We start from the raw sequence: 23,508 nt of genomic DNA on the forward strand, positions 1-23,508 counted from the left end.
ACAAATATGTGGGAGATACTTATGAAGCAGGAGATTAGCCTAAGATTAAGCCCTTCTAAGATAGGTCAATACTATGAGAAACGTTGCGATAAGAATCTGGTTTCTATATCTTTGAGTGAAAAAGATATAGAAAATTTGGGGTGGAGTAAAGATCCTGATGAACCCTCAGCGGCAGCTATGGCCGGAAATCTGTGGGAACAGGAAATCTGTGAGAATTTAAAGAGTGATTCCGATGTTACATTTGTAGAAGTCTCTACCTCATCAAAGAAGAAATCTCAAAGCATCAAAGAGACAGTGAAGGCCTTAAAAGATCTTGATCCTAAGAAGTCTCCTACATATATCTATCAGGCTTGTGTGTGTGTTACGGACTCATTTAGGAATAAGTATCTTGGCAGTTCAGAAGCTTATGACTTTGATGTAACATTCAGTAAGTCTATGTATCCAGACTTTATCCTGGCTGAGTATATTAAATCTAAAGGGAAGTTCCGTCTTACGGTGATTGATGCCAAGAATGCGGAAAGGATTAAGATTGGTGCGGAACTTCAGATTGCATTCTATGTGGAACTGCTGAAGTCGATAATACAGGACAAGGGAATAGACAATTGCTATGTTAATGAAGAAGAGGGCATAGTATGGAATAAAGAACGAGTTACGCATGCTCTTTTACCACATGTTTTTGAACTACGTGATGCACTCGCAGAGGTTGAAACCTTCTTTGATGAAATATTATCCGGAGTGTGTGAAACACTAAATGAAAGTAATAATGGTAAGGATCTATTTGAAAATCTTAAATACCATGTTTCTCAGAAATGTGAGTACTGCAGTAATTTTGATAGTTGCAAAGAGTTTTGCAAGGAAAAGAAAAGCGTCAGAATACTTCCTTACATCACTGAAAATGCTAACAATAAGCTTGATGAGTGTATTGAAGATGGAATTCTCAAGGATGATTCCTGGAATTCTGTAAAGAAATTGCTTAAGAGTAAGGATTACCCTGCTCTCACTGATGATTGTAATTATTGGAAATACATAAGAAATGATCTTGATGCTTATGAGGCGGGACTTAAGGCTTTCTGGAGGGATGAAAAGGATGTTTTTCCTAAGAGAGGAAGTACATTTTCTTTTCCTATAGGACAGAACTTTTCTTTGCTAATGACTGCGCAACAAGACGTTGATACAGGGAGAAATTATGCTTATGCATGGAGCCTACGCCCAGGAAAAGATATAGATCTGTTTGGCGAGGGTCTTAACAAGAATGGATATGTTGATGTAAAAGCATCTCCATGTGATTCAGAAGGAATTAGTAGATATTCTGGCGCTTTGGTCGCTGTGAATAATACTGAGGAAGAGTTTGATAGAATCGACAAGCTCTTTGTTGAACATATATATGAGTTTCTGGAGAGAATAGCGGATTATCCGGATGATAAACTTCACAAGCTTCAGTGTTACGTAATGGATGACTATGAGAGGATGAACATAGAGTCATCTCTGTTTAATATGCTTGAAAATCTTGACCCTGAGCTGGATCAAGACCTTCTTGAGAAGGTAATGACTATTCTTTTCTGGACTCAAGGGGAGAGAATTGTTACTGATTCTGATGAACAACCGGAGGAATGTATAGAGAATCCGGTATCTGTTATTACTACGGCATTATCTCAGCTCTATGTGATGCCGCAGGCAATATCTTATAACTTAATTCATACTGCAGAGTACTATTCACCTGACTACAAGTTCACAGATGGAGACGATTACTATCTTGGAAAGCTTTCAAACATCGTTAAAGGCATGCCTATAGTATACATTTGGGAAAGTAAGAGCAAGAAAAAGGCAGAGAAGAAGGCAAAACAGGATAAGATAGATTCTCTGAAAAAGCATCTGCTAAAGCGATTGGATATAGAAAACACTATTGTGGGTAAAATTCAGAAGGATGCCAGAGAGGGTAATATCGTCCTCAGTGAGTGGCCTGCATACTACAGAATGCAGAAAAAGGTTCATGAAGGATTTCCAGAGATAGCTAAGCTGGACTTTGAAAATCGCTATGAGCAACTTCTCTCATATCATCAGATACGAAGCGGAAGAATGAAAGGAATAGATAATGCCATCAGCGAAGGCACTATTCTTAGTTTGGAGTATACCGGTGAAAATATGTATACCATTCTCAACTATGAAAACTATATCGGAAGAGATTGGTTTTCGTCCTGTATATGTGAGGATACAGTATCAAACCGAGAACAGATATTGAGATTCAGGGATCTTGTTTATAACAGGAAAAAGACAAAACTGATGAGTGTAATGTCTGTTAAAAACATTCATGGAGACTGGGACCCGGTGTTTTATATGGCATCTATGGATTATAAACCTGAGTTTTCTGATGAGGGAGATCGAGGAGAAGTCTGGTTTCTTGCAAAAAGTGATCAATTTAAGCCTGAAGTAGGTAAGAAATATCTCATGTTTGAAGTGTATAAGGATTTCAATAGTGAGAAAACTGCAGGTGGATTGGTAGGACTCCATGACAGATTGGAACTATTGTCACCAGATGAACTTGCAGGAGATACAGGCTATAAATTTAATAAATATGCCCAGAAGATCTGTGAAAAATACTGGAGCTGTGATGGGCATACGTTTAGTGATTCCCAGATGGTTGCCTTTAGGCACCTCTTTGAAAGACGGTTAACTGTTTTGGTTGGACCTCCTGCAGCTGGAAAAACCGACTTCATTGCAAGATCTGTTATTACGCTGTCGAAATATTACCAGGAAAAAGAGGGGAGGAATCTTAAAGTAATGATTTCTGCCATGTCTCATTCTGCAACAGAGAATGTACTTATCAAGATCAAGAAAATGGTAGGGGATGACCGGATCATAGGAGATAAGCTTGAGGTATATAAGGTTGACAGCGGCGATGATCCTGCAACATTGGGGCAGTATGGAATAGATATTCGTAAGTCCAAAGAACTGCGTACTCTTCTAGGAAATGATGAAGTAAGTATCCTTGGAATGACAGGATACAGTGCATATAAGGCTTTTTTGAAAGATGGTGCAGCTCCGGAGTTCGATCTTGTGATTATTGACGAGGCTTCTCAGCTCAAGACTATGGATGCATTTCTTCAGATGGAGTGCAGTGGAGAGAAAACAAGATTTCTATTCGTGGGCGATAATGATCAACTTCCGCCAATAATTGGAGGAAAATACAAATATAAAGAAGGTGAGAAGTATATATACGGTTCCATCTTCAGAATGTTCCTGACAGCATTAGGCGAGGAGCATGAAGATGTTATTCATCTAAGTGACAATTTCCGCATGAATAATATATTGTGCCGATACTCTGCGGAGAAGATCTATGGCCCTGAGTACAAGGCATCTATCTCTGCTATTGCCAAGCAAAACATCAAGCTTAATAAAAAGATTGGCGACAAGCTGATGGATTTCATGCTTGATCCCAAGTATCCACTTGTTTTTTGTAAGATAACCGGTACAAGTAGAGAGCAAAAAGAGGCAGAGGTAAGGATTGTAAGAGATCTTATCCATTCTTTGTATGATCATATCCAGAATGCTGATGGTACATTGGCAAAGGATTGTGGAAACTTCTGGAGAGAACAAAATGGTCAGGATGGAGCCTGCGGAATAATATCTCCGCATCATGAGCATATAAACAGGCTTCGTACGAGTGTTTGTGAAGATTTGGGAATAAAAAGATCTGAAGTATATATAGGAACAGTAGATAAGCTCCAGGGAAAAGAAAGACAGGCTGTAATTGTCAGCTATGGAGTATCACAGAGCGAAAAGATAAACAATGAGAGTGAGTTCATCTTCAGCAGGAACCGTTTTAATGTGTCAATTACCAGAGGGAAGGCAAAGACTATAGTGATTTTGTCAGATGCCATAGCTGATTCCAATATCACAACCAATGTCCTTAAGACCACGGATGATGACGTGTGCAAGGGAATTGATTTTATCCATGGCTTTAGCGATTACATGATTAGAGAAGAAGAGTCTGAAGAGGCAAAAGCACTTGTTATGAAGTATATGGATGGAGATGTTGAGCTTCAGATAGTGAAGAAACGGCTTAAGAAATGATTGCCCAACAAATGGATTGATAGCTTTACTTGCTGAGAAGTATATTGACGAGTGATGAAATAGGAGACATAAATGGGAATATTTGATGTTGATGAAACTAAACTCCAGGCTTTTTATCACAGAGCATGGCTTGAGTGCAACAGGGGATATGTTGATCCTAGGAAATATCCTTACCTTGATAAGGCACTCTATATCTTTGCCAGAGAGAATAATTGCACTTATGATGAGGCTTATCTACTTGCCAAGACAGGAAAGAAGTTTTTTTGATGGGAAAAACTGATAATGCGGGCATAGTCCCGGTTATAAGTGAATATGACAAGCTTATCGAAGAAATCCTTGAGCTTGAACTTAAGCTGGCGGCTCTTGCAGAAGAGATAGATGACCTGGAAAACCACATCTGCGTTGAGCTAAGGGCAGACTATGACCAAAAGGTTGGTAACCTGGAGTATCAGGCCCAGGCATATAGGCTGGAGATAGCAAGGCTTAAGCGAGCTATTGAACTGCTGCAGGCTGCAATCAATCGCCAGGAAGCAGCCAAGTACGAGGAAGTTCAGAAGAAGGTTGAGCAGGAATATAAGCAGTATGAAGAAGACCTGAATAAAAAGGCCGAGGATATGAAGCGCGACAAGGAATATAAGGAACGTCGTGCTAAGCAGGATAAGAAGAACGAAGAACGAGCCGAGGAAGAGAGGAAAGCCAGGGAAGAAGGAAAGAATCCGAAGGGAAAGAGCTCTTCCGGTAAAGATGGTGAATCTGCTGATAAAGAGGATTCATCAAAGGATAAGGATAAAAAAGAAGACGAAAAGACTTCAGAAAAGAACAATGAGGATAGAGAAAAGGCCGAGGATGCAGGTCTTGGTAAGGACAGCGAGACCGTCCATGAAACTCCGAAGGAAGAGCTTAAGCGTCTTTACAGGATGATCATGAAGAAGCTTCACCCTGATGCTAATCCAAATGCAACAGAGAAGGATAAAGCTCTTTTGCTAAAAGCACAGAAAGCTTATGCAGAAGGTGACCTTGAGACTCTTCGTGAGATAGCAGATCAGCTGGATGATACGGATATTACTGAGAAATACAGCGATAATCCTGATGATATAGCTAAGCTTCGTGAGCTCAGAGCTAAGCTTGCTGAAAAAGTTGAGATTCTACTGGCTCATATTGATGAAATCAAAAACAGCTTCCCTTACACAGAAAAGGACTTCCTTGCTAATGAGGATGCTGTTAAAGCAAGGCAGGAAGAGCTTGCAGAGTATAACAGGCAGTGTGCAGATAAGATTATTGAGCTTCAAGAAAAGATCCTTGAGCTCAGCAAAGTAGCAGAAAAGAACGAGAAAGAAGCCAAGAAGCGTAAAGCAAAAAAGGAGTAGCCTATGGGAGAAAACAAGGAACTTGCCAATGTTCAGAGTGCAGCACTTACATCAAGCATACTCAGTAAGAATGGCATAGATACAAGCCTTCCGTTTTCCAGGGATATCTTTTTGATGAATACAATGATCAATGGTGCTATGCATGTGAAGACCATTTACAAGCAGGCAAAGGCATTAAAGAAGGGTGACAGGCTCAAACTGCTGTTGGAGCCAAAGAATAAGTATGATGAGAAAGCTATTCTTGTTCTTGATCCTAAGGGGAAAAAGCTTGGATATATCCCCAGGGTTAAGAACGAAGTGCTCTATCATTTGATGGATGCAGGAAAGGAACTGTTCGGAATTGTTCATGGTGGTGATATAGGGGACCATCTTGACGAACGGGATTCCTGGATTGAGATTTACATTGATGTTTATATGTGTGATTAAGACGACTATTGCAAAACTAAATTCCACTCTGGCCATAAGCAGGGGCTAGAAACGTGGCTAATACAGGCTTTTTGATTGTTGGGGTTACGGAATGAAACCGAAAAGTTACGTTTCGTAACCTTTGCTATTGCCATAAATATATGTGCTCAATATAATGTGCTCATCAGAGTCGACACTGATAAGGAGCAAACGCATGGATGAAAAAGATAAGCAGATTTTGAATATGATCAAAGGCGATGCCCGCAAGAGCTATCAGGAGATTGGCGATGCTCTGGGAATTTCCAGAGTGGCTGCCAAGAAGAGAATTGCAAAGCTTGAGGAAGCAGGAATCATCCGCCAGTATAACACCTACATCAAGAGAGATGATGAGATAACGATGCTGATCGATATCATTACAACGCCCGAAGGTTTTGACAGGGTGCTGGAATATGTCGCCACAAGAACAGTGTATGTGCGTCAGATCTATACCACTCTCAAGGAATATCATATTCATCTTGTTGCTGTATCCGATTCTCTAGAGCAAATCAATTACATGGCCAAGATAATCAAAAAGGCCTGCATTGATGATATCGTTGAATATCATGCGCGCCAGGTCCGGGAGATTATCAAGGACGTCTACGGAGGAATTGAATATGAGCGCAGATCAGAGCCAGACACTGTCACAGATAATCGAGCAGATAACCGGGGACAGGATTCATGAGAAAAAGGGCGGGAAGTTCTTTTTCAATATTTACCTGAATTCCAAGATGAGCGAGACGCCAATTGAGGCTTTGGACCTCGGCGTCAGAGCATATAACAGTTTGAAAAGAGCTGGATACGGAACAATCGGAGATCTAGCAGAGGCAATTGCCGGCGGAACGGAGATCAGCAAGATCAGGAACTGTGGATCTAAGAGTTGCAGAGAAATAATGGAGAAGCTCTTTTTATACCAGTACAGTGCCCTTCCACAGGAGAAAAGAGCTAAATATATCCTGGAAGTTGTTCAGATGAACGCAGCAAAGCAGAAGTAATAGCTAGGGAGCACAATAATGACAGAAGAGCAGAAGAAAAGAATAAGGCATGTTGAACCTGGAGAATGCTGTGATTTTGATGGTTTACCAATGCATCCACATTATTACTACTATTTGACTTGTTCTGGTTTTAATAACCTAGCAGAAATTGAAGAAAAGACTGAAGTTGAATTTATTGAAATAGTGAATAACTCGCGCTCCAGAGGAGGACGCCCATTTTTGTTAAAAAATACCGGCGAAACTATGGCGAAATATCTAAAGAAAAATGGTGTATGCTTTAGGGACCCGGAACACTAGGCTGGCACTGCATTTCAAAGCGGGGAGGTTTATTGCCCAGTTGAAGTATTAGGATTAAGTCACAAGGTAAAACAATAGCTCTTTTCCCAAATGGCAATTTAAAACGTGTTAAGTAACATAAAGCTATATTTATTTGAAGGAGCACAGGTTTTATCCTTAGAGTAAGATAACCGATAGTTTACGAATGATCAGGAGGATATGACCATGAGAAGCAAGATTACAGGGATTATCTCAATTGCAGTAATAGTAATGATGATGATAACAACAACAGTACCTGTAGAGGCAAGAAATACAGACAAATGTAGAGAGTCAGGCTGCAATGCTGACAACACACCGAATGGAACAGTTTTTTGTGATTACCATGCAGCACAGTATGCGAAGGAAAAAGGTTATAAAGCATGTGCAGCAAGCGGATGTTGGGGATATGCAACCACAAACGGAAGTTATTGCAGCAAACATACTTGCAAGTACGCTAAATGTACTAGCAAAGCTACTGATGATGAAGGTTACTGTTCAACACATTCTTCTAAGAACAAGACAAGTACCAAGTCAAGTTCCAAGAAGTCTACATATTCATCAAAGAGCAGTACATCAAAATCAAGCAGTAAGTCCAAGAGTTCATCTAGCAAGAAGAAATACGATCCATATGATGTGTATAGCTACAAGTCAGCACAGTCTTTTGCAGATGATAAGTACGAAGAATTCTACGATTATGAAGATGATTACGATGATGAGGACGAAGCTTACGATGCAGCTGAGGACTATTGGAACGAGCATCACTAAGTCGACAATTATTGACACCTGGGGAATGGCAGAACAAAGCTATTCCCCATTTTAAACTAAGGAGGATTTGGCAATGGAAGGACCTATGGATAGATTATTTGGACATTCAGCATTTGATTTAAACCGCGATGGAAAGATTGATGGAGCAGAATGGGCTTTTATCAACGATACATTTTTTGAGGACAATAACGGTATTTCGACGGGAAGTAGCATCGATGAAGATGACGACGTTTTAGATGAGATCGAAATGGCAGGCCTCGACAGAGATGAGCTAGAGTTCATGGATGAAGATGAACGCAGATCAGCCCTCGAGGATGCGGGTCTCGATCCTGATGATTTTGACGATGAGTTTTGATTTCGGATAAAGAGGTAATCACTATGGGATTATTAGATGTAAATGAAGACAGAATAAAGGCTTTATATAAAAGAGCATGGTATGAATGTGACAGAGGATACGTGGATCCACGCAAATACCCGGATCTTGACAGTGCTTTATACCAGTTTGCTATGGAGAATAAGTGTACTTATGACGAGGCGTATATCCTGGCTAAGACAGGAAAGAGAATGTTTTGATTTCCAGGGAAAGTGAGGGAGCTATGGCATACGATAATTTCGAAAACACTCCTTTTGATTTGAACCATGATGGACATATAGATACTAATGAGGCTGCTTACATTTACGATACATTCTATAAGGAACAGGATGAGGGTGGCATCGTTGATGTTGATGAAGATGATGACATTGGTGGTGGAGGCTGGTACCCTACAGCTGAAGAACGCAGGAAAATGAATGCTGACATGGAGAAGCTTCGCAGAGATGTCCAGGCTGAAAAGTCATCACACATACTGATCACTATAGTTGTGATTGCTGCGATATGGCTATTTGTCGGGAACAATATCATAGGAGCATTGGTGTTGTTTGGATTATACATACTGGGAAGTATGTTTGATTTCTGGAGATAATCTAATGAAAAGGTTTTATAAGTGTTTGGCAGTTTTATGTTGCCCATTTCTTTTATCTGCCTGCGGAAGACAATTACCAGAGGAATCTGCTAAAGATGCTTTTGAAGATGCGGCTTCGGTAGAGGATTCAAGTGATTCAGATTCTGAGATCAGTTCTGCTGTGGATGCTTCTGTTGCTCAGTCGAGTGAGGAAGCGTCAACAGAATCTTCTGACGAGCTGTCTACAAATAGTATTCCTAAGTGGAGCAAAGCATACGCGGAGTATCTGAGAACTGGTGCAGAATACATTTCTTTCGCTGATTGCGGAAGTGAGGTCACATATACTCTGATTTATTTGGACGATGATGATATTCCTGAACTATTCATCGATACGGGAATAGAAGCCAGTGGTCAGATGGTTATTACATACTTTGATGGCAAGGTTGTAGATCAGTATCTTTCAAGAATAGGATCACAGTACATTGAAAAGAGTGGGTTAATTTATACGGACACTGGACATATGGATTATTATCCAATCAGTATCATGAAGTTGGAAAACGGCGTATTCACAGAAATAGCTTCAGGCATCAGATATGTTTCTGAAGAAGATTTCAAAAAGATGGGTGAAGACGAGAATTATCCATATACTTTGACTTATGAGTGGGGCGATAAAACTGTAACCGAGGAAGAGTTCAATGCTCATGTCGCAGAATATTATGATGTGGATAAGGGAAAATATCCGGATAATTACTATTCTTACGACGAGTTCCTATATTTGCTGGAAAATGGAAAGTGGTTTTCTGCAGATCATAAGTATGAATTATTAGTACAGGATTGTTCTTGGAGTGAAGCACAGAAGATCTGTCTTGAGAAAGGGGGATACTTAGCTACAGTCACTTGTACAGATGAGGCAAAGGTCATATCTGAGCTGATAAAGAAAGAAGGATACACTAATAAGGCATTTTTTGTTGGTTATAGATCCTGTGAATGGATTGGAGATACTTTCTGCAGCTTCAGGTGGATTAATCAAGATGGTTCTTATCAGGAAATAATGCCAAGTATGTATGACTTTTGGGACTATCATTCCCCAGGGTATGACTACTCTAAGAATGAGTGGTCATTTGAAGGCGGAGAACAAGAAGTGGGACTAGCCAAGTATTTTGAAGAAGATGGTATGATTTACATCTTTGATGCCCCGGATAAGATATTAAGTGTGTCACCTGAATATGCAGGTAAGATAGGATTTATATGTGAGTATGATTGAGTTTCGGATGTCATAAACGCAGAACGAGGAGCGATCCAAGACTATGGAGGCCCCTCGTTTTCTTATGATATGCAGGAGACTCTCGCTCCTACATGGAGTGGTTTTATTGTACCATGACTGTATTGAAATATTTATTAACATGGCATTAAATTATTGAAATTCTACAAGAGATATACCTCGGAATATTTTGAAAATTGGGAGTAGAAATGCCTGTTTTACAAAGATTATATTTATGTTGTTGTTCTCGAGAACACACAGATGGAGGGGAATAAGTTTGGAAGACAAAAAACATCGTAGCTTGTATCAAATATGTAATGAAGCTGTGGATAAAAGAGAAGATTTTAATTTGTCTGCACATAAATGTTCAGAATACTTTTTGGATATGGCGGATGCTGTAGGGTTCGATGTTAATCTTTTGAAATCCGGTACAAGCAAAAACAGCGGGATGAAAATTCATGAGGATGATGCTGGTTTTGTCATCGACATGTTGAAGGATTACGGTAGCTGCGAAGAATATCTTAATCTAAGAAAGGGTAAGTATGAAGATGTTCCAATGGATGTAAGAGAAAAGCTGTTATTTGGCTTCTGTGACATGTTGCGTAGAAGTGGTGCATCACCTGATGTAATTAATGAAACTTGGCGGAAGATGCGTCTTACCATGCAGATGGATTTGCAACCAATAGTAGAGCGATTTAATAATCAGATAAGCTTACTTGCAGGTCTTAAAGATGAATTATTGGATGATGTTTCTTTCGCAAATGAGGATAGGGATGTATTGTTATCGTATTATTCTTCCCAGATTGCTAATTTGATTGCAGACTTGAAGCATATAAAGAATCTGTTTTGCAGCATCAGGGAAAAAGAGATGGATGACATCATACAGTTAGAGACTTTGGAAGAGGACCCGGATAAAAGAAATTCGATAAAGGGAATAAGACTGATCAAAGAAATAAGAAACGATGAAGATTATTTGTTTGCCATAAAAAGGCGTAAGCAAGTCATGGAAAGAGGAGGTCAAATATCGAAAAAAAGAAAAGAGCTTGAAGAATTGAATGCTCAAATCGATGCCATCGGTAGAAAATAATGTCTGAAGATTTTTGGTGAGGAATACAGAGATATGGCAATTCATCAGATATTTTTAAAGGATCCAATTGAAATTTTACTGGAGGCTCAAGAGCAGGTTGATAATTATCACGAGATGATGAAAGAGATTAGAGAAAAGAACAATGATCAACCCTTCTGATTTATAGCTGGATGGACATATATGTGCTTGAATGCCAGTATTTGTGCGGGTTTGGATTTGTACGGTGTATGGGACACCTAAAATGTTTTAATGGTATCACCAGAAAAGCACCCTAATCCTAGGAAAGAAAGGAGGTTTTCCTATGAGACAAATTGATCCGTACAAAAGAATATGTTTTATGTGTGAGCAGGCAGACTTGGTGCCCAAGGAAGTGTGCTCATTATCCAAGACATTATTTACACTATATCAAGATTCAAAGATAGCAGCGATTCCAAGGCACAGTCCAATCAGCAAGGAGAAAGAGGACCAGCAGAAGAGAAAGCTCAGAAGAGAGTTCCTGAACATTGCCAAGTTGCCGGTTGATTCGTTTGATGCACAGAAAGCATTTGTTTGGGATGCACTATCATGTCCGTGGATCGATGAGAAGATCATGATGGTGATTGATAAGATGGAGATGTTTCCACCGGACGGACCTATATATAAGAAGATACTCATTTCAAGTTATCTTTCTGAATACAAATCAGAGCTTCAGCTTTTTGATGAGTGCAGTCTTCGGAAAACAGCATTCTACAAGAAGCGGGAGGCAGCTCTTACATTATTTGGAATAACCATGTGGAACTATGCGGAGATCAGAGAGCAGGAAGATAGGGATAATGGTCTCATTGATTAAATGCTGCGAACATTAGGCGGACATACCGCGAACAAAATGCGAACAAGCCATGGACTTATAGCGGAGTAAGTAAGAACTAAGTGGGGACTTCGGAGAAGGACTTTTGTGGTAAAATTTTCATGCTGTGACGGACGCAGCTTTTTGGAAACAGCTGGTTTTCTGCTGAGGGGAGCAGGAAATTAGTAAATGTGTACAAATAATAGGGCAGAACAACTGTTCGATTTTTACTTGTGACATATGATTAAGACTACTATAATTGGAATATAGCAACCGCGGTGCTATAACAAAGATCAGCTAACGGTTTTCTTTCCCTAATCCGTTAATTGTAACTGTTAACAATTGGTTTTGTTCGCTTGGGGGTGAAGAGTTTGAAAAAAGCGAAGGTATCCATGGAGGGAGAACGCTGGGTGAACTGCCCGGTGTGTGGTAACAGGATCATGAAGGCTAGAAGCGCAGATGTAGATGAGAAGTGCGAGATATGCGGCAACACGATTACAATATACGCGACAAAGTGGTTTGTCACCACGATTGTAAACGATGAAGAGAATGATAACGAGTCATTCACAGACAGGATGAACAGATATAAGAAAGCACTTGAGATGCTAACAAATTAACTTAGCCAGAAGCTTCTGGCAGATGGACAACTTAATATGTATTGAGATAGTGCATGGACTAGTGCAGAGCCATAGGGCCAGGAACAGCATCCACTATCAAAAGATTTGCCAAGAGCTTAAAGAGTCATGTAACTAACAACATGTAACATCGAAGGAGTCTGCAAAACGGAAGTATACCGAAAGGTTTTTACCTTAGGTTTATTAAAGTTTTGCAGACTCTTTTTATATGCTCTTGGCGCGGTTGCTTCCGTTTTGTGGATCCCGGAAACGGAGGAGAAATGACACTCGGAGAAAAAATCAGAACAATCAGAAAACAGAAAGGGATCAGCCAGGAAGCACTGGCAGCAATGGTTTATACCAAGAAGCAGACCATATCACTTTATGAGCAGGACAAGCTGGAACTCAAGGTATCTGTTCTTACGAGAATAGCAAGTGCGCTGAAGGTACCAGTTACCACTCTTTTGGAAGAGACCGAGGAAGAGAGGATGTTGGAAGATTACTATGCTAAATATGATGCCATTGAAGCAAGCGCACTTATAAAAAGTATGAGACCAGAACTTAGGAAAGTGGCCATGGTCCAGCTCAGGGCTCTTGTCACACTGGAGTAATACGATAACTGTAAATCAATTCTCCATTGACCCCAAGTCAATACTTTGGGACTCGTTGGACATCCTGGAGCGCCATAGAATGGAACCTGTAAGGAAGAGATAACCGGTAATTATTTCTCACACGAAGCTGTTGCCTCTATATGGAGGGGAACAATGGCAAGTTTTGTCAAAGAGTATGCGGCAGCCGATGCTGCAGGAAGAGTAAAGCTTATCTATAGTAACTTTTCAAACTTTCTTGGAATCATCGACAGCAGGATCGATGGCCTGGTTTATCTCATTGAGAATGAGAAGGCATACAACAGAAGGGCTCAAAACGGAGATCTTGGAGTCAGGGTACAGACCAGTAAGATAAGTGATATCACTGGGAACACAGCTTCCAGTGAGGCAGATACAAGGAATGCAATTATCATCTGCGATTTCTCAGGGGGAGAGCTGGATGATACAGACAAGAGCGATGAGTACAAGGAAGAGGCGATCATGCTAAAGCGCATGAGAAGGGACTATCAACTCTTCAACAATCAGTTAAACAGGCTTGATGAAAAAGACAGAGAACTTCTTATATGGTACATGAAATCACATGATGACGTTGCTGCTGAAGCGGAAAAGCTAGGGATTGCAATTGATTCGGTAAGGAAACAGGTCTTTCGAACCAAGCAGGCAGTATTTAAACAGACAATTGATTACATGGAAGGAAGATTATAGGAGGAGTGTTATGCCAAAGCCAAGAGCAAAAGAACTGGTGCCGGATCTTGAGAATATGATTGTGTCCGGTCAGAAGAAATTTGTCAGATATGATAATGGTGTTGAACTATACTCAGTATGCGATAAAACTTTGAGAGATTGGGTAAGGGAATCAGGTGCGGAGTATAAGATAGGGAGGATGGTGCTTATAAACACTAATATACTTGATGAATGGCTTGAGAATTTCCGTACATCAAAACAGTATTAACGGATTCATCCAATCAAATTCAAACAGATACTAATGCGTCCAAATAGCAGTAACCATGCGGGTTGCACGATAATATTTGGATTGAAACGGAGGAACAGCGCGGATTATAATGATAGTAATTCAACTGTTCCTCTTTTTATAAGGAGGAAACAATGGCAGGAAAATTCGTATCAAGAAAAGATAGTAAAGGATATCAGCTGCATACAGGCGAATGTCAGAGAAATGATGGGAGATACGTTTACTCTTACACTGACCGGTTAGGTGTGAGGAGATCAATCTATTGCAAGACTCTGGCAGGACTCAGGGAGAAAGAGAGGGAACTTCGAAGAGGATACGAGGATGGTCTTGACGTGCATAAGGCCCAGCAGATTACTGTAGCTGATCTTGTTGAGAAGTATCTGGAGAATAAGAACAATCTCAAGGTATGTACCAAGGGAATGTATGTATTTTGTTTCAAGCGATATATTAAAGATAGCTTTGGAAAACGTAAGATCACGGAAGTGAAGTATTCGGATGTTCTTACTTATTATTTTCATATGCTTAAGGTGGAAGGTTACAGTGGCAGCATTGTAGATCATGTTCATGGCCTTTTGCACCCTGCATTCAAGATGGCTGTAAGAGACGGTCTTCTTAGGATGAATCCTACAGAAGGTGCAATGGCTGAGGTAAAGGCAAGCAAGTATTTTGTTGTTGAAAAGAGAGAGGCGCTTACCGTAGAGCAGCAGAAAGCTTTCATGGATTATCTTAAGGATAATCGGGAATATGCCGGGTGGGTTCCCATTGTCACTGTGCTTCTTGGAACCGGGATGCGTATAGGCGAATGCCTTGGACTTACCTGGAATGATCTGAATTTTGAAGAGAGGACCATTTCTGTAAACCATACGCTTACTGACAGACCAGATGAGAATGGTCATACGCAGAAGAGGATCGAAACTCCAAAGTCTAAGGCTGGAACAAGGATCATCCCGATGGTCGATGAGGTGTTCGATGCTTTTCTTGATGAGTACCAGATTCAGAAATGCCTGGGATTCTGTGAGGAAGAGATCGACGGATATAAGGACTTTGTCTTTGCGACAGCTACGCACACTGTTTATCTTGCCTCGGCAGTTAATCATGCAATTCACAGAGCTGCCAACAGTTACAATGAAAAGGAAAAACACAGAGCTGAGTATGAGGAAAGAGAAGCACTTCTTCTGCCAAGCTTTTCGGCGCACAACCTCCGTCATACTTTCTGTACAAGACTCTGCGAGAATGATGTGAACCTGAAAGTCATCCAGACTATCATGGGGCACTCTGATATAACAACCACAATGAACATATACGCAGATTGTCATAAAGAAAAGAAGAAGGAAGCGCTGGACAGTCTTAAAGGGAAGCTGATTTTGTAAATGCTGTTGTTCCCAAAATGGGAACAGCAGAACATCTGCATTCGTATATGAAGTGGTCGGAAAATCCTAGTGACAGCCAGTGTTTCACGCGGTATAATATATGGGTAAACAGTAATTCCGAGATGTGCCTTGAAAAATGTAATGTCCTATAGTTGGGAAATGGCATTTTCAGGTACTGCATGATGAGCTAAGTGGTATTCGGAATAGAGCACCACTTAAAAAAGGAGTTGCCACAGTTACGACTACATTTTCGTTCCCCTCAGTACCGTTCGAGGGAGTAATTCGGAAGTGTTTCTTATGGATAAGTTCCCTTCAATTCCGCTTAATTCTGCAAGAGGGACATTATCATCCATTTGTTCCCGACCTTGAAATCACAGAAGTAACACACGGACTCATTAGGAATCACTGAAATCCATAGACGTACTATGTTATCCAAAAATGCAACATTTTTACAACGAATTCATTGGACAAGTACGGAGCTATTTGGACTTGTATGTAGTTTTTATCTAAAATAAAAAGGACATCAGTGGTGTGTCAAAAGACAATTTCTACTTGCTTAAAAAACGCATTTTGGGATAGGAACTTTAAAAGTTTCTATCCCAGGGTAATTGTCAAAGGAATAATCGGTTCAGACACATCACGCATTTGACCACATTTCTCGAAGGAAGAGAAGATGTGGTTTTTTTGTACCCAAAATTCTGATCTTCTTAATTGCATCTCGTAACACCAGAAACGGAGGTTACAGATGAATCGTGGAAAATCCCCACCAGTTGACTTAGACAAGTATCTTGTCGGAAAAGAACATCGATATTGCACCTATCAGGACGGAGCCAGACTTTACAGCATGGCATATTGGTCATTTGTGACTCTGGCAAAAGAAGCCAAAGCCAATATAAAGCTTCGGAAAACTGCCCTTGTGGATTTAGATTTGATCGAGCAGTACATTGAACAATTTTGTGAAGAAGGAAACGAAAGTGAGGAAGTATTCATGGCTAGAAGAAAGAAAATCGAAGATTTAGCAGAAATCGTTAAGGAAGGTAAAAAGAAATACGTCAGGTACGCGGAGGGAGCAGAGCTCTATTCAATGGGGCTTCATACATTTGAAAGCCTTGCAAAGGAAGCTAAGGCCACAAGAAAGGTAAAGGGAGTGGTCCTCTGCAACACAGAAAAGATTGATGCATTTATTGAGTCATTTGATGAATAAGGGGGAAAAGAGATGTCTAAAGTTATAGCAGTTGCAAACCAAAAAGGCGGGGTAGGGAAGACAGTAACAAGTGTGAATCTTGGTATTGGACTTGCCAGGGAAGGTTACAAGGTACTCATGATAGATGCGGATCCTCAGGGCAGCATGTCAATAAGTCTTGGATGTGATGAACCGGACAGACTTGATTATTCTCTTGCCACAGCACTTGTAAATATTATCAATGATGAGCCTGTGGATGTATCAAAAGGAATTATCCACCATGCAGAAGGTGTTGATCTGATGCCGGGAAATATTGAGCTCTCAAGCTTGGAAATAAGCATGACCGGAGTTATCAGCAGGGAAACAATCCTCAGAGAATATGTGGATAACGCCAGAAATATTTATGATTTTGTGATTATTGACTGTATGCCATCCCTTGGAATGATGACGATTAACGCACTTGCCTGTGCAGATTCAGTAATTATTCCGTGCCAGGCAGCATATCTTCCTGTAAAGGGCCTTCAGCAGCTTATAAAGACCATAGGAAGAGTTAAACGTCAGCTTAATCCAAAACTCGAGATAGAGGGAATTCTCATTACTATGGTTGATAACAGAACCAATTATGCCAAAGATATAGCGGCTCAGATTTACGAAGCTTATTCCTCAAGCATAAATGTTTTTGAAACTGAGATCCCTCTTTCAGTAAGAGCTGCAGAAATAAGTGCTTCAGGAAGCAGCTTGTATCAGTACGATCCAAAAGGAAAAGCAGCATTTGCTTACACATCATTTATCAGGGAGGTTATGAACAATGACACAAAGAGTTGGTCAGAAAGTAAAGCTATCTAGTATAGATGAGCTCCTCGGTGTTCCAAGCACCGAGGGGACTGTAGATCTTGATGTAATGACTATCTATCCTTTTGAAAACCATCCTTTCAGGGTCGTTGATGATGAAAAGATGGAAGAACTTGTTGAAAGCATCAAGGAAAGCGGAGTGCTTACTCCTGTTCTAGTAAGACCTGATGATGAAGGAACTTACGAGATGATTTCCGGTCATAGAAGACTTCACGCGGCTAAAAGAGCTGGACTTCGCAAGATTCCTGCAATCATCAAGGAAATGACCAATGATGATGCGACAATCGCCATGGTTGACTCTAACATGCAAAGAGAAGAGATTCTACCAAGCGAAAGAGCTTTTTCACTCAAAATGAAGATGGATGCCATGAATCATAGAGGTAGCCGTTCAGATTTAACTTTGTCCACTGAGCGGACAAAGTTCCATTCGGCAGAGTCGGTTGGTGAGACAGTAGGACTAAAACACTCACAGATTCATAGATATATTAGGCTTACATATCTTATCCCAAAGCTTTTGGATATGGTTGACGCTGGTAGATTGGCTCTTGCTGTAGCACAGGAAATATCATACTTCAATGACACCTATCAACAGTGGATATGGGAATACATCCACGAAAACGGCATGATCAAACAGGAACAGCTCATGGACCTTCGCCAATATCGTGATGATGACTCTCTTACACAGGAACAGATGATAGACATCCTTATCCAAAAGAGATCCACGCCACAGACCAGGAAGAAGATCCTTATCACAGAACGTAAGCTCAACAAGTACTTCCCTGCTTATTATTCACAGTCTGAGATTGAAAGAGTTATCGTAAGTCTCTTAGAGCAATGGAAGGCATCGCAGGAAAGTGAGGAACAATAACATGATGGACTATTTTTACAACACTCAGGCACAGCAATTTGCTTCTGTAGAGATACCAAGGGAGCTGCTTACAGGGAAGAGCTTTTCTTCCCTGTCGGCTTCGGCCAAAATGCTTTATGCAGTTCTTTTGGACCGCATGGGCGAAGCTAAGAAACATAATTGGTTTGATGATGATAACAGAGTCTACATCATTTATCCATTAAGTAAGATCCAGGAAGATATTAATTTCTCCAAGCACACAATAATTGATTGTATGAATGAACTTGAAGAATTTGGTCTTATATATAAGTTACAGGCAAAAGGTAAGCCAAGCAAGATCTACGTCAAAAATTTCAATCGTAGATGTAGATTTCAGCTGATTGGGTAGTGCAGAAATTGCACCACTTAAATCCATGGAACGTCACAGAAAATCATTGAAGGGAGGAAAAAAGAGTGAGCGAAAGAATCATTTTTGACTATTTCAGCGGTCAGGAATCAGAAATGCTTGCCTTTTACAGAATACCAAAGCTTTTGTTCACAAACGCCTATTTTAGCGGGCTTGACGCGCTTGCTAAGACTCTTTACGGTCTTATGCTTGATAGAATGTCATTATCCCTCAAAAATAAGTGGTTTGATGAGCTTCAGAGGGCATATATATACTTTGCACAGCAGGAAGCCGCAGAAATGCTGGGATGTGGGGAAGATAAGATCAGATGTCTTTTTAAGAGTCTTGAGGAATATGGGCTCATAGAGCGCAAAAAGCAGGGCCAGGGGAAGCCTACCAAGATCTATCTCAAGAACTTTGCTTCAAGAGAAAATGAAGATGTTCAGACCTTGGAAAAACCAAGTTCAGGAACAAATATGGAATTTTCAGACCCCGGAAATATCGGGGTCAAGACCACGGGAATTTCGGGTTCTAGACCAAGCGAAAATCCGGTTCTAGACCACGGAGAATCCGACCCTAATTATATTAATATTAATAATACTAAAAGAGTAATAAATACTAATCATATCTCTTCGATGAAAACCGATTTGAATGATGAGTATAATGCCTATGCAGAAATAGTCAGGGAAAATTTGTGTATTGATACCATGTTGGAAAGATATCCTCATGACACAGAAATCATTGAAGGCATCTATGACCTGGTACTTGAGACTGTTCTTTGCCAGAATCCAAGCATTTGGATCTCCAAGAACGAGTATCCTACAAATCTTGTTAAGTCCAAGTTTTTGAAGCTTAACCATATGCATCTTGAGTATGTTATGGGATGCATGAAGGACAATACCACCAAGGTGCGGAATATAAAGAACTATCTTCTTTCAGCACTTTTCAATGCTCCTACCACTATGGGTAGCTATTATCAGTCCGAGGTCAGTCATGATCAGGCATGCAGAGCCATGTAGAACATTTGACATATATGTTCAACACTCATATAATCAAAATATAACATAACTGTTCAACACTCATAGGAGGATTAAGATATGCCAAGAGTAAATCTATCACTTACACAGGATATGTATGATCGTATTGAGAAGGAAGCCAAGAAACAGAACATTACAGTTAATTATTATATCTGCGAGATGCTGGAAGAGCGCTTCGGTAAAAGAACTACCTATGACTATACAGTGGCCGTTGGTGAGATGATCAAGGAAGCCAAGAAGATGGATAAAGAGTTCACTCTGGCAGATCTTCCTACTTTTGCAGATGTGAATGAGGTACTTGTAGAGTACAAGATCAAGGAATCACCGGCTCAGATAAGAGCCCGTCTTGGCAAGATGTTTAATGAGGCAGTCAAGAAGGGTACAGCAAAAGGAGTCGAGAGAGCCACAACAATAAAAGATGGCGAAGAGCAGCTCAAGTTCTATTGCAGGGCTGCAGTGTATGTCAACAAATTGAATCAGATTAAAAAGGGTGACAATTAATGTGGGATGAAGATAAGTTTTTCTTTAATAGACACGATAGCGTATCAGACAGCGTTTCAAGCAGTGCTGCCGGCGCTCTGGGAGGTCTTGCTGCTATTCCGCTTGCATTGGTCCTTTCAGCTGTTGGGATTCTCATTATGAGGATTGATATCCTCAATGCTGCCAGTGCTGGCTTTATTCCATTATTCCTTACTCGTAACATGGGATTGGATTCAAAAACAAGCCTAATTATATATGGAGTAACTGTAATTGTTACGCTTGTTCTTGAGCACTGTTTTACTATTGCCAAGATTTTGGGAAGTATTATCGGCTGTCTGGTTGTCGCTTTTCTATGCTATGAACTTAGTGATGTGACACCTATGAACACACGGCTGATAATTACTGGAATTGGAACAGTTATAACTATTTTGCTTAATATCAGATTCTGGAGAAGATAATCACAACAATACACGATTTTGAAGTCATCTAAACCTTGAGGAAGAGTCTGCTGAGCTGTGAAGACATATCTTGAAAAGAGCGGACTTACTACAGTCAAGTCTGACCTTGTAGATGCTCCAATCATCAATGAGCTTCCTATCGCCATGGAGTGTGAGTTTATCGAATATCAGAGTGACGAGACAGGAATGGGAGTTATCGGAAAAGTCGTAAAAACCTCTATTGAGGAAGCAAATAGTCTGGAGACAAGGTTAATATAGATTCTCTTGAAGCTATCGCCTTTGATCCTTACACACATGGTTATTATAAGGTGTCCGGAAGAGTCGGAGAGGCTTTTTCAGATGGAAAGAAGCTCTTTTGATGGACAACAGTTTACAATAATGAAAAAGCTGAGGGCTCAACCTTCAGCTTTTTCTATTTCTTTAATATATTCAAAGCCGAAAAGTTCAATCTGATCCAAGACCTTCCTGAATTTTTCGCCCATTTCGCTAAGACTATATTCAACTCTGGGAGGAACTTCGGCATATACCTTTCTGGTTATCAGTTTGTCATTTTCCAATTGTCTTAACTGTCTGGTCAGCATAGCTCTGGTGATGTCCGGAATATTCCTTTCAAGTTCGTTAAAACGTTGTGTTCCTGTACTAAGCTGAAAGAGTATAACTATGGCCCACTTACCTTGAAGGACTCTTTGAGTTGTGGCATAAGGACATTGACCGTAAATGCTTTTCATTAAAATTTTCTCCTTGTATTTCCGCAATAGTATCAAAAATGTGACTATGTATTATAAATCTTCGTACTTGTTTGAAATTGCCTAAGGGATAAAATGATGATACAACAAACAAAAACAAATATCAAATACATGGAGGAAAACAAAAATGTCAAATTTCAAAAAAGTAAACGTAACAGAGGCTCCTAGAACAGAACTTCATGATGCTCTTGGTTTAACGGGAGCAGAGATAAGTATCAATCATCTTCCTGAAGGAGCAGGTGTTCCCTTTGTACACTCACATAAAAATAATGAGGAAATCTATCTTATTCTTTCCGGAAAGGGTAAGGCTGTAATTGATGGAGAGGATGTTGAAATCGCTAAAGGTGATGTGGTTAGAATTTCACCTGAAGGAAAGAGACAGTTTCTTGCTGCGGAAGATTCAGAGTTAAGCTATGCATGTATCCAGGTCAAGGCAGGTTCAATTGGTGGATTCACTGCAGAGGATGCAGTGATGTACTGATCCTCAAAAGACACCAGCTTTTTCCATAACCATGCCGAGTCTCGCAGTGACGAGCTGTGTGATTCAGAAGGGTGTCGCAAACTGCATCCAACATATGCGGGAATCCAACTCAGAAATGCCTGCGCAAAAATCATGGGGGTAGAAGATATCGGGGAGATTACTTCTGTTGGAGAGCAAAATTCTATTTAAAGAAGCTTATGACTCCGTATCAAATGAGATGGGGAATATTTATTATCGTGATTTTACGGATAAAGAGATTCTTCAGTTTGAAGAGTATCTTAACCGCATCAGGGTAAACCTTGAGGAATGGAGTGACAAATGAGTATTTGTATTAAAGATCAGATTCAGAACATGAATCTTGTTATAGGGTGCACTGTTGGATGTCCGTACTGCTATGCCAGAAACAATACGAGGCGTTATCACATCATAGATGATTTTGAAAAACCACAGTTTTTTCAAGGAAAGCTTCGTATGATGGAAAAGAAAAAGCCGCAGAATTTTCTGCTGACCGGCATGAGCGATCTCTCGGGCTGGCATGAGGAATGGAGAGAGGAAGTCTTTAAAAAGATAGCAGAGAATCCTCAGCACCAGTTTCTTTTTCTTACCAAACGACCGGATCTTCTGTCTTTTGAAACAGATCTTGATAATGCATGGTTTGGCGTTACAGTTACGAGAAAGTCTGAGTTATGGCGTATTGATGCACTGCGGAGCAATGTGAAGGCAAAAAAATATCATGTTACCTTTGAGCCTTTGTTCGATGATCCGGGTAAGGTTGATCTTACAGGCATTGACTGGATTGTGGTGGGAACCATGACAGGTGCAAAGAGCAGGACTGTTAAAACAGATCCCAGGTGGGTTTATTCATTGACAGAACAGGCTCATGAACTGAACATTCCTGTATTCTGGAAAGAAGATCTTGTTCCGATTATGGGAGAAGAAATGATACAGGAAATGCCGGATGCTTTTAACAAAGTGCTGGAGGAACAGAGAATATGGAACAACCAGAAATCAAAGTAAATCATATAGAAACAAAAAGTGTAATGACAAAATCGAATACTCCTATTGGAGGATATTCGGTGAATCCCTATGTGGGGTGTCCCCATGCCTGTAAATACTGCTACGCATCTTTTATGAAACGCTTTACAGGGCATACGGAGGAATGGGGAACTTTCATGGATGTGAAAGACTGGCCTGAAATAAAGAATCCAAAGAAGTATGCCGGCCAGAAGGTGATCATTGGAACAGTTACGGATGGTTATAATCCGCTAGAGGAAACATATAAAAATACAAGAAGACTTCTGGAAGAACTAAAGGACAGTGGTGCGGACATACTTATCTGCACAAAGTCAGACCTTGTACTAAGAGATCTGGATCTGCTAAAAGAGATCAATGAAAATAGCAGACTTAC

Annotated in this window: 33 protein-coding genes; 32 read left to right on the plus strand and 1 reads right to left on the minus strand. The window is 40.3% G+C overall.

Translation table 11 applies throughout. The features are described from left to right. Positions 1 to 21 precede the first annotated feature (21 nt). From BM086_RS12760 to BM086_RS21795, 28 genes are all read left to right on the plus strand, one after another. Entirely contained in the window at positions 22 to 4,071 is a 4,050-nt protein-coding gene (locus BM086_RS12760; RefSeq protein WP_175560259.1) for an AAA domain-containing protein, read from the plus strand. Between the two features lie 72 nt (positions 4,072 to 4,143). Then, positions 4,144 to 4,338: a hypothetical protein gene (locus BM086_RS12765; RefSeq protein ID WP_092327236.1), complete on the plus strand. Its 195-nt coding sequence runs from the start codon at positions 4,144 to 4,146 to the stop codon at positions 4,336 to 4,338. Next, entirely contained in the window at positions 4,338 to 5,438 is a 1,101-nt protein-coding gene (locus BM086_RS12770) for a hypothetical protein (protein ID WP_092327239.1), read from the plus strand. Before BM086_RS12765 ends, BM086_RS12770 begins: the two co-directional genes overlap by 1 nt. A 3-nt stretch (positions 5,439 to 5,441) precedes the next feature. Continuing rightward, positions 5,442 to 5,864: an HIRAN domain-containing protein gene (locus BM086_RS12775; protein WP_029232533.1), complete on the plus strand. Its 423-nt coding sequence runs from the start codon at positions 5,442 to 5,444 to the stop codon at positions 5,862 to 5,864. 193 nt (positions 5,865 to 6,057) lie between these two features. After that, positions 6,058 to 6,564, plus strand: a complete 507-nt coding sequence (locus BM086_RS12780; RefSeq protein ID WP_029232532.1) for an Lrp/AsnC family transcriptional regulator — start codon at positions 6,058 to 6,060, stop codon at positions 6,562 to 6,564. Further along, a complete protein-coding gene (locus tag BM086_RS12785) occupies positions 6,497 to 6,874 on the plus strand; it encodes a DNA-directed RNA polymerase subunit alpha C-terminal domain-containing protein (RefSeq protein ID WP_175560260.1) in 378 nt (125 codons plus the stop codon). The genes BM086_RS12780 and BM086_RS12785 overlap by 68 nt, the downstream gene beginning before the upstream one ends. A gap of 18 nt (positions 6,875 to 6,892) precedes the next feature. Further along, the gene (locus tag BM086_RS12790) at positions 6,893 to 7,171 is read left to right on the plus strand and encodes a hypothetical protein (protein ID WP_092327251.1); all 279 of its coding nucleotides are present in this window, start codon (positions 6,893 to 6,895) and stop codon (positions 7,169 to 7,171) included. Positions 7,172 to 7,375: 204 nt separating this feature from the next. Continuing rightward, positions 7,376 to 7,954, plus strand: coding sequence for a hypothetical protein (locus BM086_RS12795; protein ID WP_092327254.1), 579 nt, complete (start codon positions 7,376 to 7,378; stop codon positions 7,952 to 7,954). A gap of 73 nt (positions 7,955 to 8,027) precedes the next feature. Next, entirely contained in the window at positions 8,028 to 8,309 is a 282-nt protein-coding gene (locus BM086_RS12800) for a hypothetical protein (protein WP_242952197.1), read from the plus strand. Between the two features lie 23 nt (positions 8,310 to 8,332). Further along, a complete protein-coding gene (locus BM086_RS12805) occupies positions 8,333 to 8,527 on the plus strand; it encodes a hypothetical protein (protein ID WP_092327257.1) in 195 nt (64 codons plus the stop codon). A gap of 23 nt (positions 8,528 to 8,550) precedes the next feature. Continuing rightward, positions 8,551 to 8,916, plus strand: coding sequence for a hypothetical protein (locus BM086_RS12810; protein ID WP_141107750.1), 366 nt, complete (start codon positions 8,551 to 8,553; stop codon positions 8,914 to 8,916). Between the two features lie 4 nt (positions 8,917 to 8,920). Further along, a complete protein-coding gene (locus tag BM086_RS12815) occupies positions 8,921 to 10,159 on the plus strand; it encodes a C-type lectin domain-containing protein (protein WP_092327263.1) in 1,239 nt (412 codons plus the stop codon). A gap of 274 nt (positions 10,160 to 10,433) precedes the next feature. Then, positions 10,434 to 11,243, plus strand: a complete 810-nt coding sequence (locus tag BM086_RS12820) for a hypothetical protein (protein WP_092327266.1) — start codon at positions 10,434 to 10,436, stop codon at positions 11,241 to 11,243. A 33-nt stretch (positions 11,244 to 11,276) separates the two neighbouring features. Next, on the plus strand, positions 11,277 to 11,402 hold the full coding sequence (locus BM086_RS21645; protein WP_255367820.1) for a hypothetical protein: 126 nt from the start codon (positions 11,277 to 11,279) through the stop codon (positions 11,400 to 11,402). A 142-nt stretch (positions 11,403 to 11,544) separates the two neighbouring features. Then, positions 11,545 to 12,072 carry a hypothetical protein gene (locus BM086_RS12825; RefSeq protein WP_092327269.1) on the plus strand — a complete coding sequence of 176 codons (528 nt, stop codon included), beginning with the start codon at positions 11,545 to 11,547 and terminating at the stop codon, positions 12,070 to 12,072. Between the two features lie 368 nt (positions 12,073 to 12,440). Continuing rightward, complete coding sequence (locus tag BM086_RS12830) at positions 12,441 to 12,686, plus strand: hypothetical protein (RefSeq protein WP_092327271.1); 246 nt, start codon at positions 12,441 to 12,443, stop codon at positions 12,684 to 12,686. Between the two features lie 278 nt (positions 12,687 to 12,964). Then, entirely contained in the window at positions 12,965 to 13,294 is a 330-nt protein-coding gene (locus BM086_RS12835; protein ID WP_092327274.1) for a helix-turn-helix domain-containing protein, read from the plus strand. A 153-nt stretch (positions 13,295 to 13,447) separates the two neighbouring features. Beyond that, entirely contained in the window at positions 13,448 to 13,996 is a 549-nt protein-coding gene (locus BM086_RS12840) for a hypothetical protein (RefSeq protein WP_092327276.1), read from the plus strand. A 10-nt stretch (positions 13,997 to 14,006) separates the two neighbouring features. After that, the gene (locus BM086_RS12845; RefSeq protein WP_242952198.1) at positions 14,007 to 14,243 is read left to right on the plus strand and encodes a DUF6462 family protein; all 237 of its coding nucleotides are present in this window, start codon (positions 14,007 to 14,009) and stop codon (positions 14,241 to 14,243) included. Between the two features lie 152 nt (positions 14,244 to 14,395). After that, positions 14,396 to 15,631, plus strand: a complete 1,236-nt coding sequence (locus BM086_RS12850; RefSeq protein WP_092327279.1) for a site-specific integrase — start codon at positions 14,396 to 14,398, stop codon at positions 15,629 to 15,631. Positions 15,632 to 16,376: 745 nt separating this feature from the next. Next, positions 16,377 to 16,835 (plus strand): DUF6462 family protein, encoded by a 459-nt coding sequence (locus tag BM086_RS22090; protein ID WP_330370187.1) that lies wholly within the window; start codon positions 16,377 to 16,379, stop codon positions 16,833 to 16,835. 12 nt (positions 16,836 to 16,847) lie between these two features. Next, positions 16,848 to 17,660, plus strand: coding sequence for a ParA family protein (locus BM086_RS12865; protein WP_092327282.1), 813 nt, complete (start codon positions 16,848 to 16,850; stop codon positions 17,658 to 17,660). Then, complete coding sequence (locus BM086_RS12870) at positions 17,623 to 18,534, plus strand: ParB/RepB/Spo0J family partition protein (protein WP_092327285.1); 912 nt, start codon at positions 17,623 to 17,625, stop codon at positions 18,532 to 18,534. Before BM086_RS12865 ends, BM086_RS12870 begins: the two co-directional genes overlap by 38 nt. 1 nt (position 18,535) lies before the next feature. Next, positions 18,536 to 18,901, plus strand: coding sequence for a replication initiator protein A (locus BM086_RS12875; RefSeq protein WP_026653086.1), 366 nt, complete (start codon positions 18,536 to 18,538; stop codon positions 18,899 to 18,901). Between the two features lie 65 nt (positions 18,902 to 18,966). Further along, on the plus strand, positions 18,967 to 19,917 hold the full coding sequence (locus tag BM086_RS12880) for a DUF6017 domain-containing protein (protein ID WP_092327288.1): 951 nt from the start codon (positions 18,967 to 18,969) through the stop codon (positions 19,915 to 19,917). Positions 19,918 to 19,995: 78 nt separating this feature from the next. Further along, entirely contained in the window at positions 19,996 to 20,436 is a 441-nt protein-coding gene (locus tag BM086_RS12885) for a hypothetical protein (protein ID WP_092327291.1), read from the plus strand. Beyond that, on the plus strand, positions 20,436 to 20,873 hold the full coding sequence (locus tag BM086_RS12890; protein WP_092327294.1) for a hypothetical protein: 438 nt from the start codon (positions 20,436 to 20,438) through the stop codon (positions 20,871 to 20,873). The genes BM086_RS12885 and BM086_RS12890 overlap by 1 nt, the downstream gene beginning before the upstream one ends. A 57-nt stretch (positions 20,874 to 20,930) precedes the next feature. Beyond that, positions 20,931 to 21,131: a hypothetical protein gene (locus tag BM086_RS21795; RefSeq protein ID WP_330391597.1), complete on the plus strand. Its 201-nt coding sequence runs from the start codon at positions 20,931 to 20,933 to the stop codon at positions 21,129 to 21,131. A gap of 137 nt (positions 21,132 to 21,268) precedes the next feature. On the opposite strand, the gene BM086_RS12900 is transcribed toward BM086_RS21795, so the two are convergent. Further along, positions 21,269 to 21,601 carry a winged helix-turn-helix transcriptional regulator gene (locus tag BM086_RS12900; protein WP_013282515.1) on the minus strand — a complete coding sequence of 111 codons (333 nt, stop codon included), beginning with the start codon at positions 21,599 to 21,601 and terminating at the stop codon, positions 21,269 to 21,271. 145 nt (positions 21,602 to 21,746) lie between these two features. Here BM086_RS12900 and BM086_RS12905 point away from each other — a divergent pair, with 145 nt between their 5' ends. The 4 genes from BM086_RS12905 to BM086_RS12920 all read left to right on the plus strand — a co-directional run. Then, complete coding sequence (locus tag BM086_RS12905; protein ID WP_092327297.1) at positions 21,747 to 22,100, plus strand: cupin domain-containing protein; 354 nt, start codon at positions 21,747 to 21,749, stop codon at positions 22,098 to 22,100. 166 nt (positions 22,101 to 22,266) lie between these two features. After that, positions 22,267 to 22,422 carry a hypothetical protein gene (locus BM086_RS12910; RefSeq protein WP_442857338.1) on the plus strand — a complete coding sequence of 52 codons (156 nt, stop codon included), beginning with the start codon at positions 22,267 to 22,269 and terminating at the stop codon, positions 22,420 to 22,422. Further along, entirely contained in the window at positions 22,419 to 23,117 is a 699-nt protein-coding gene (locus tag BM086_RS12915; RefSeq protein WP_013282511.1) for a radical SAM mobile pair protein A, read from the plus strand. Before BM086_RS12910 ends, BM086_RS12915 begins: the two co-directional genes overlap by 4 nt. After that, a partial coding sequence (locus BM086_RS12920) for a radical SAM protein (RefSeq protein WP_330391598.1) occupies positions 23,093 to 23,508 on the plus strand: 416 nt, incomplete at its 3' end. The genes BM086_RS12915 and BM086_RS12920, both read left to right, overlap by 25 nt.

It is taken from the genome of Butyrivibrio sp. YAB3001, from assembly GCF_900112195.1.
GTDB lineage: Bacteria > Bacillota > Clostridia > Lachnospirales > Lachnospiraceae > Butyrivibrio.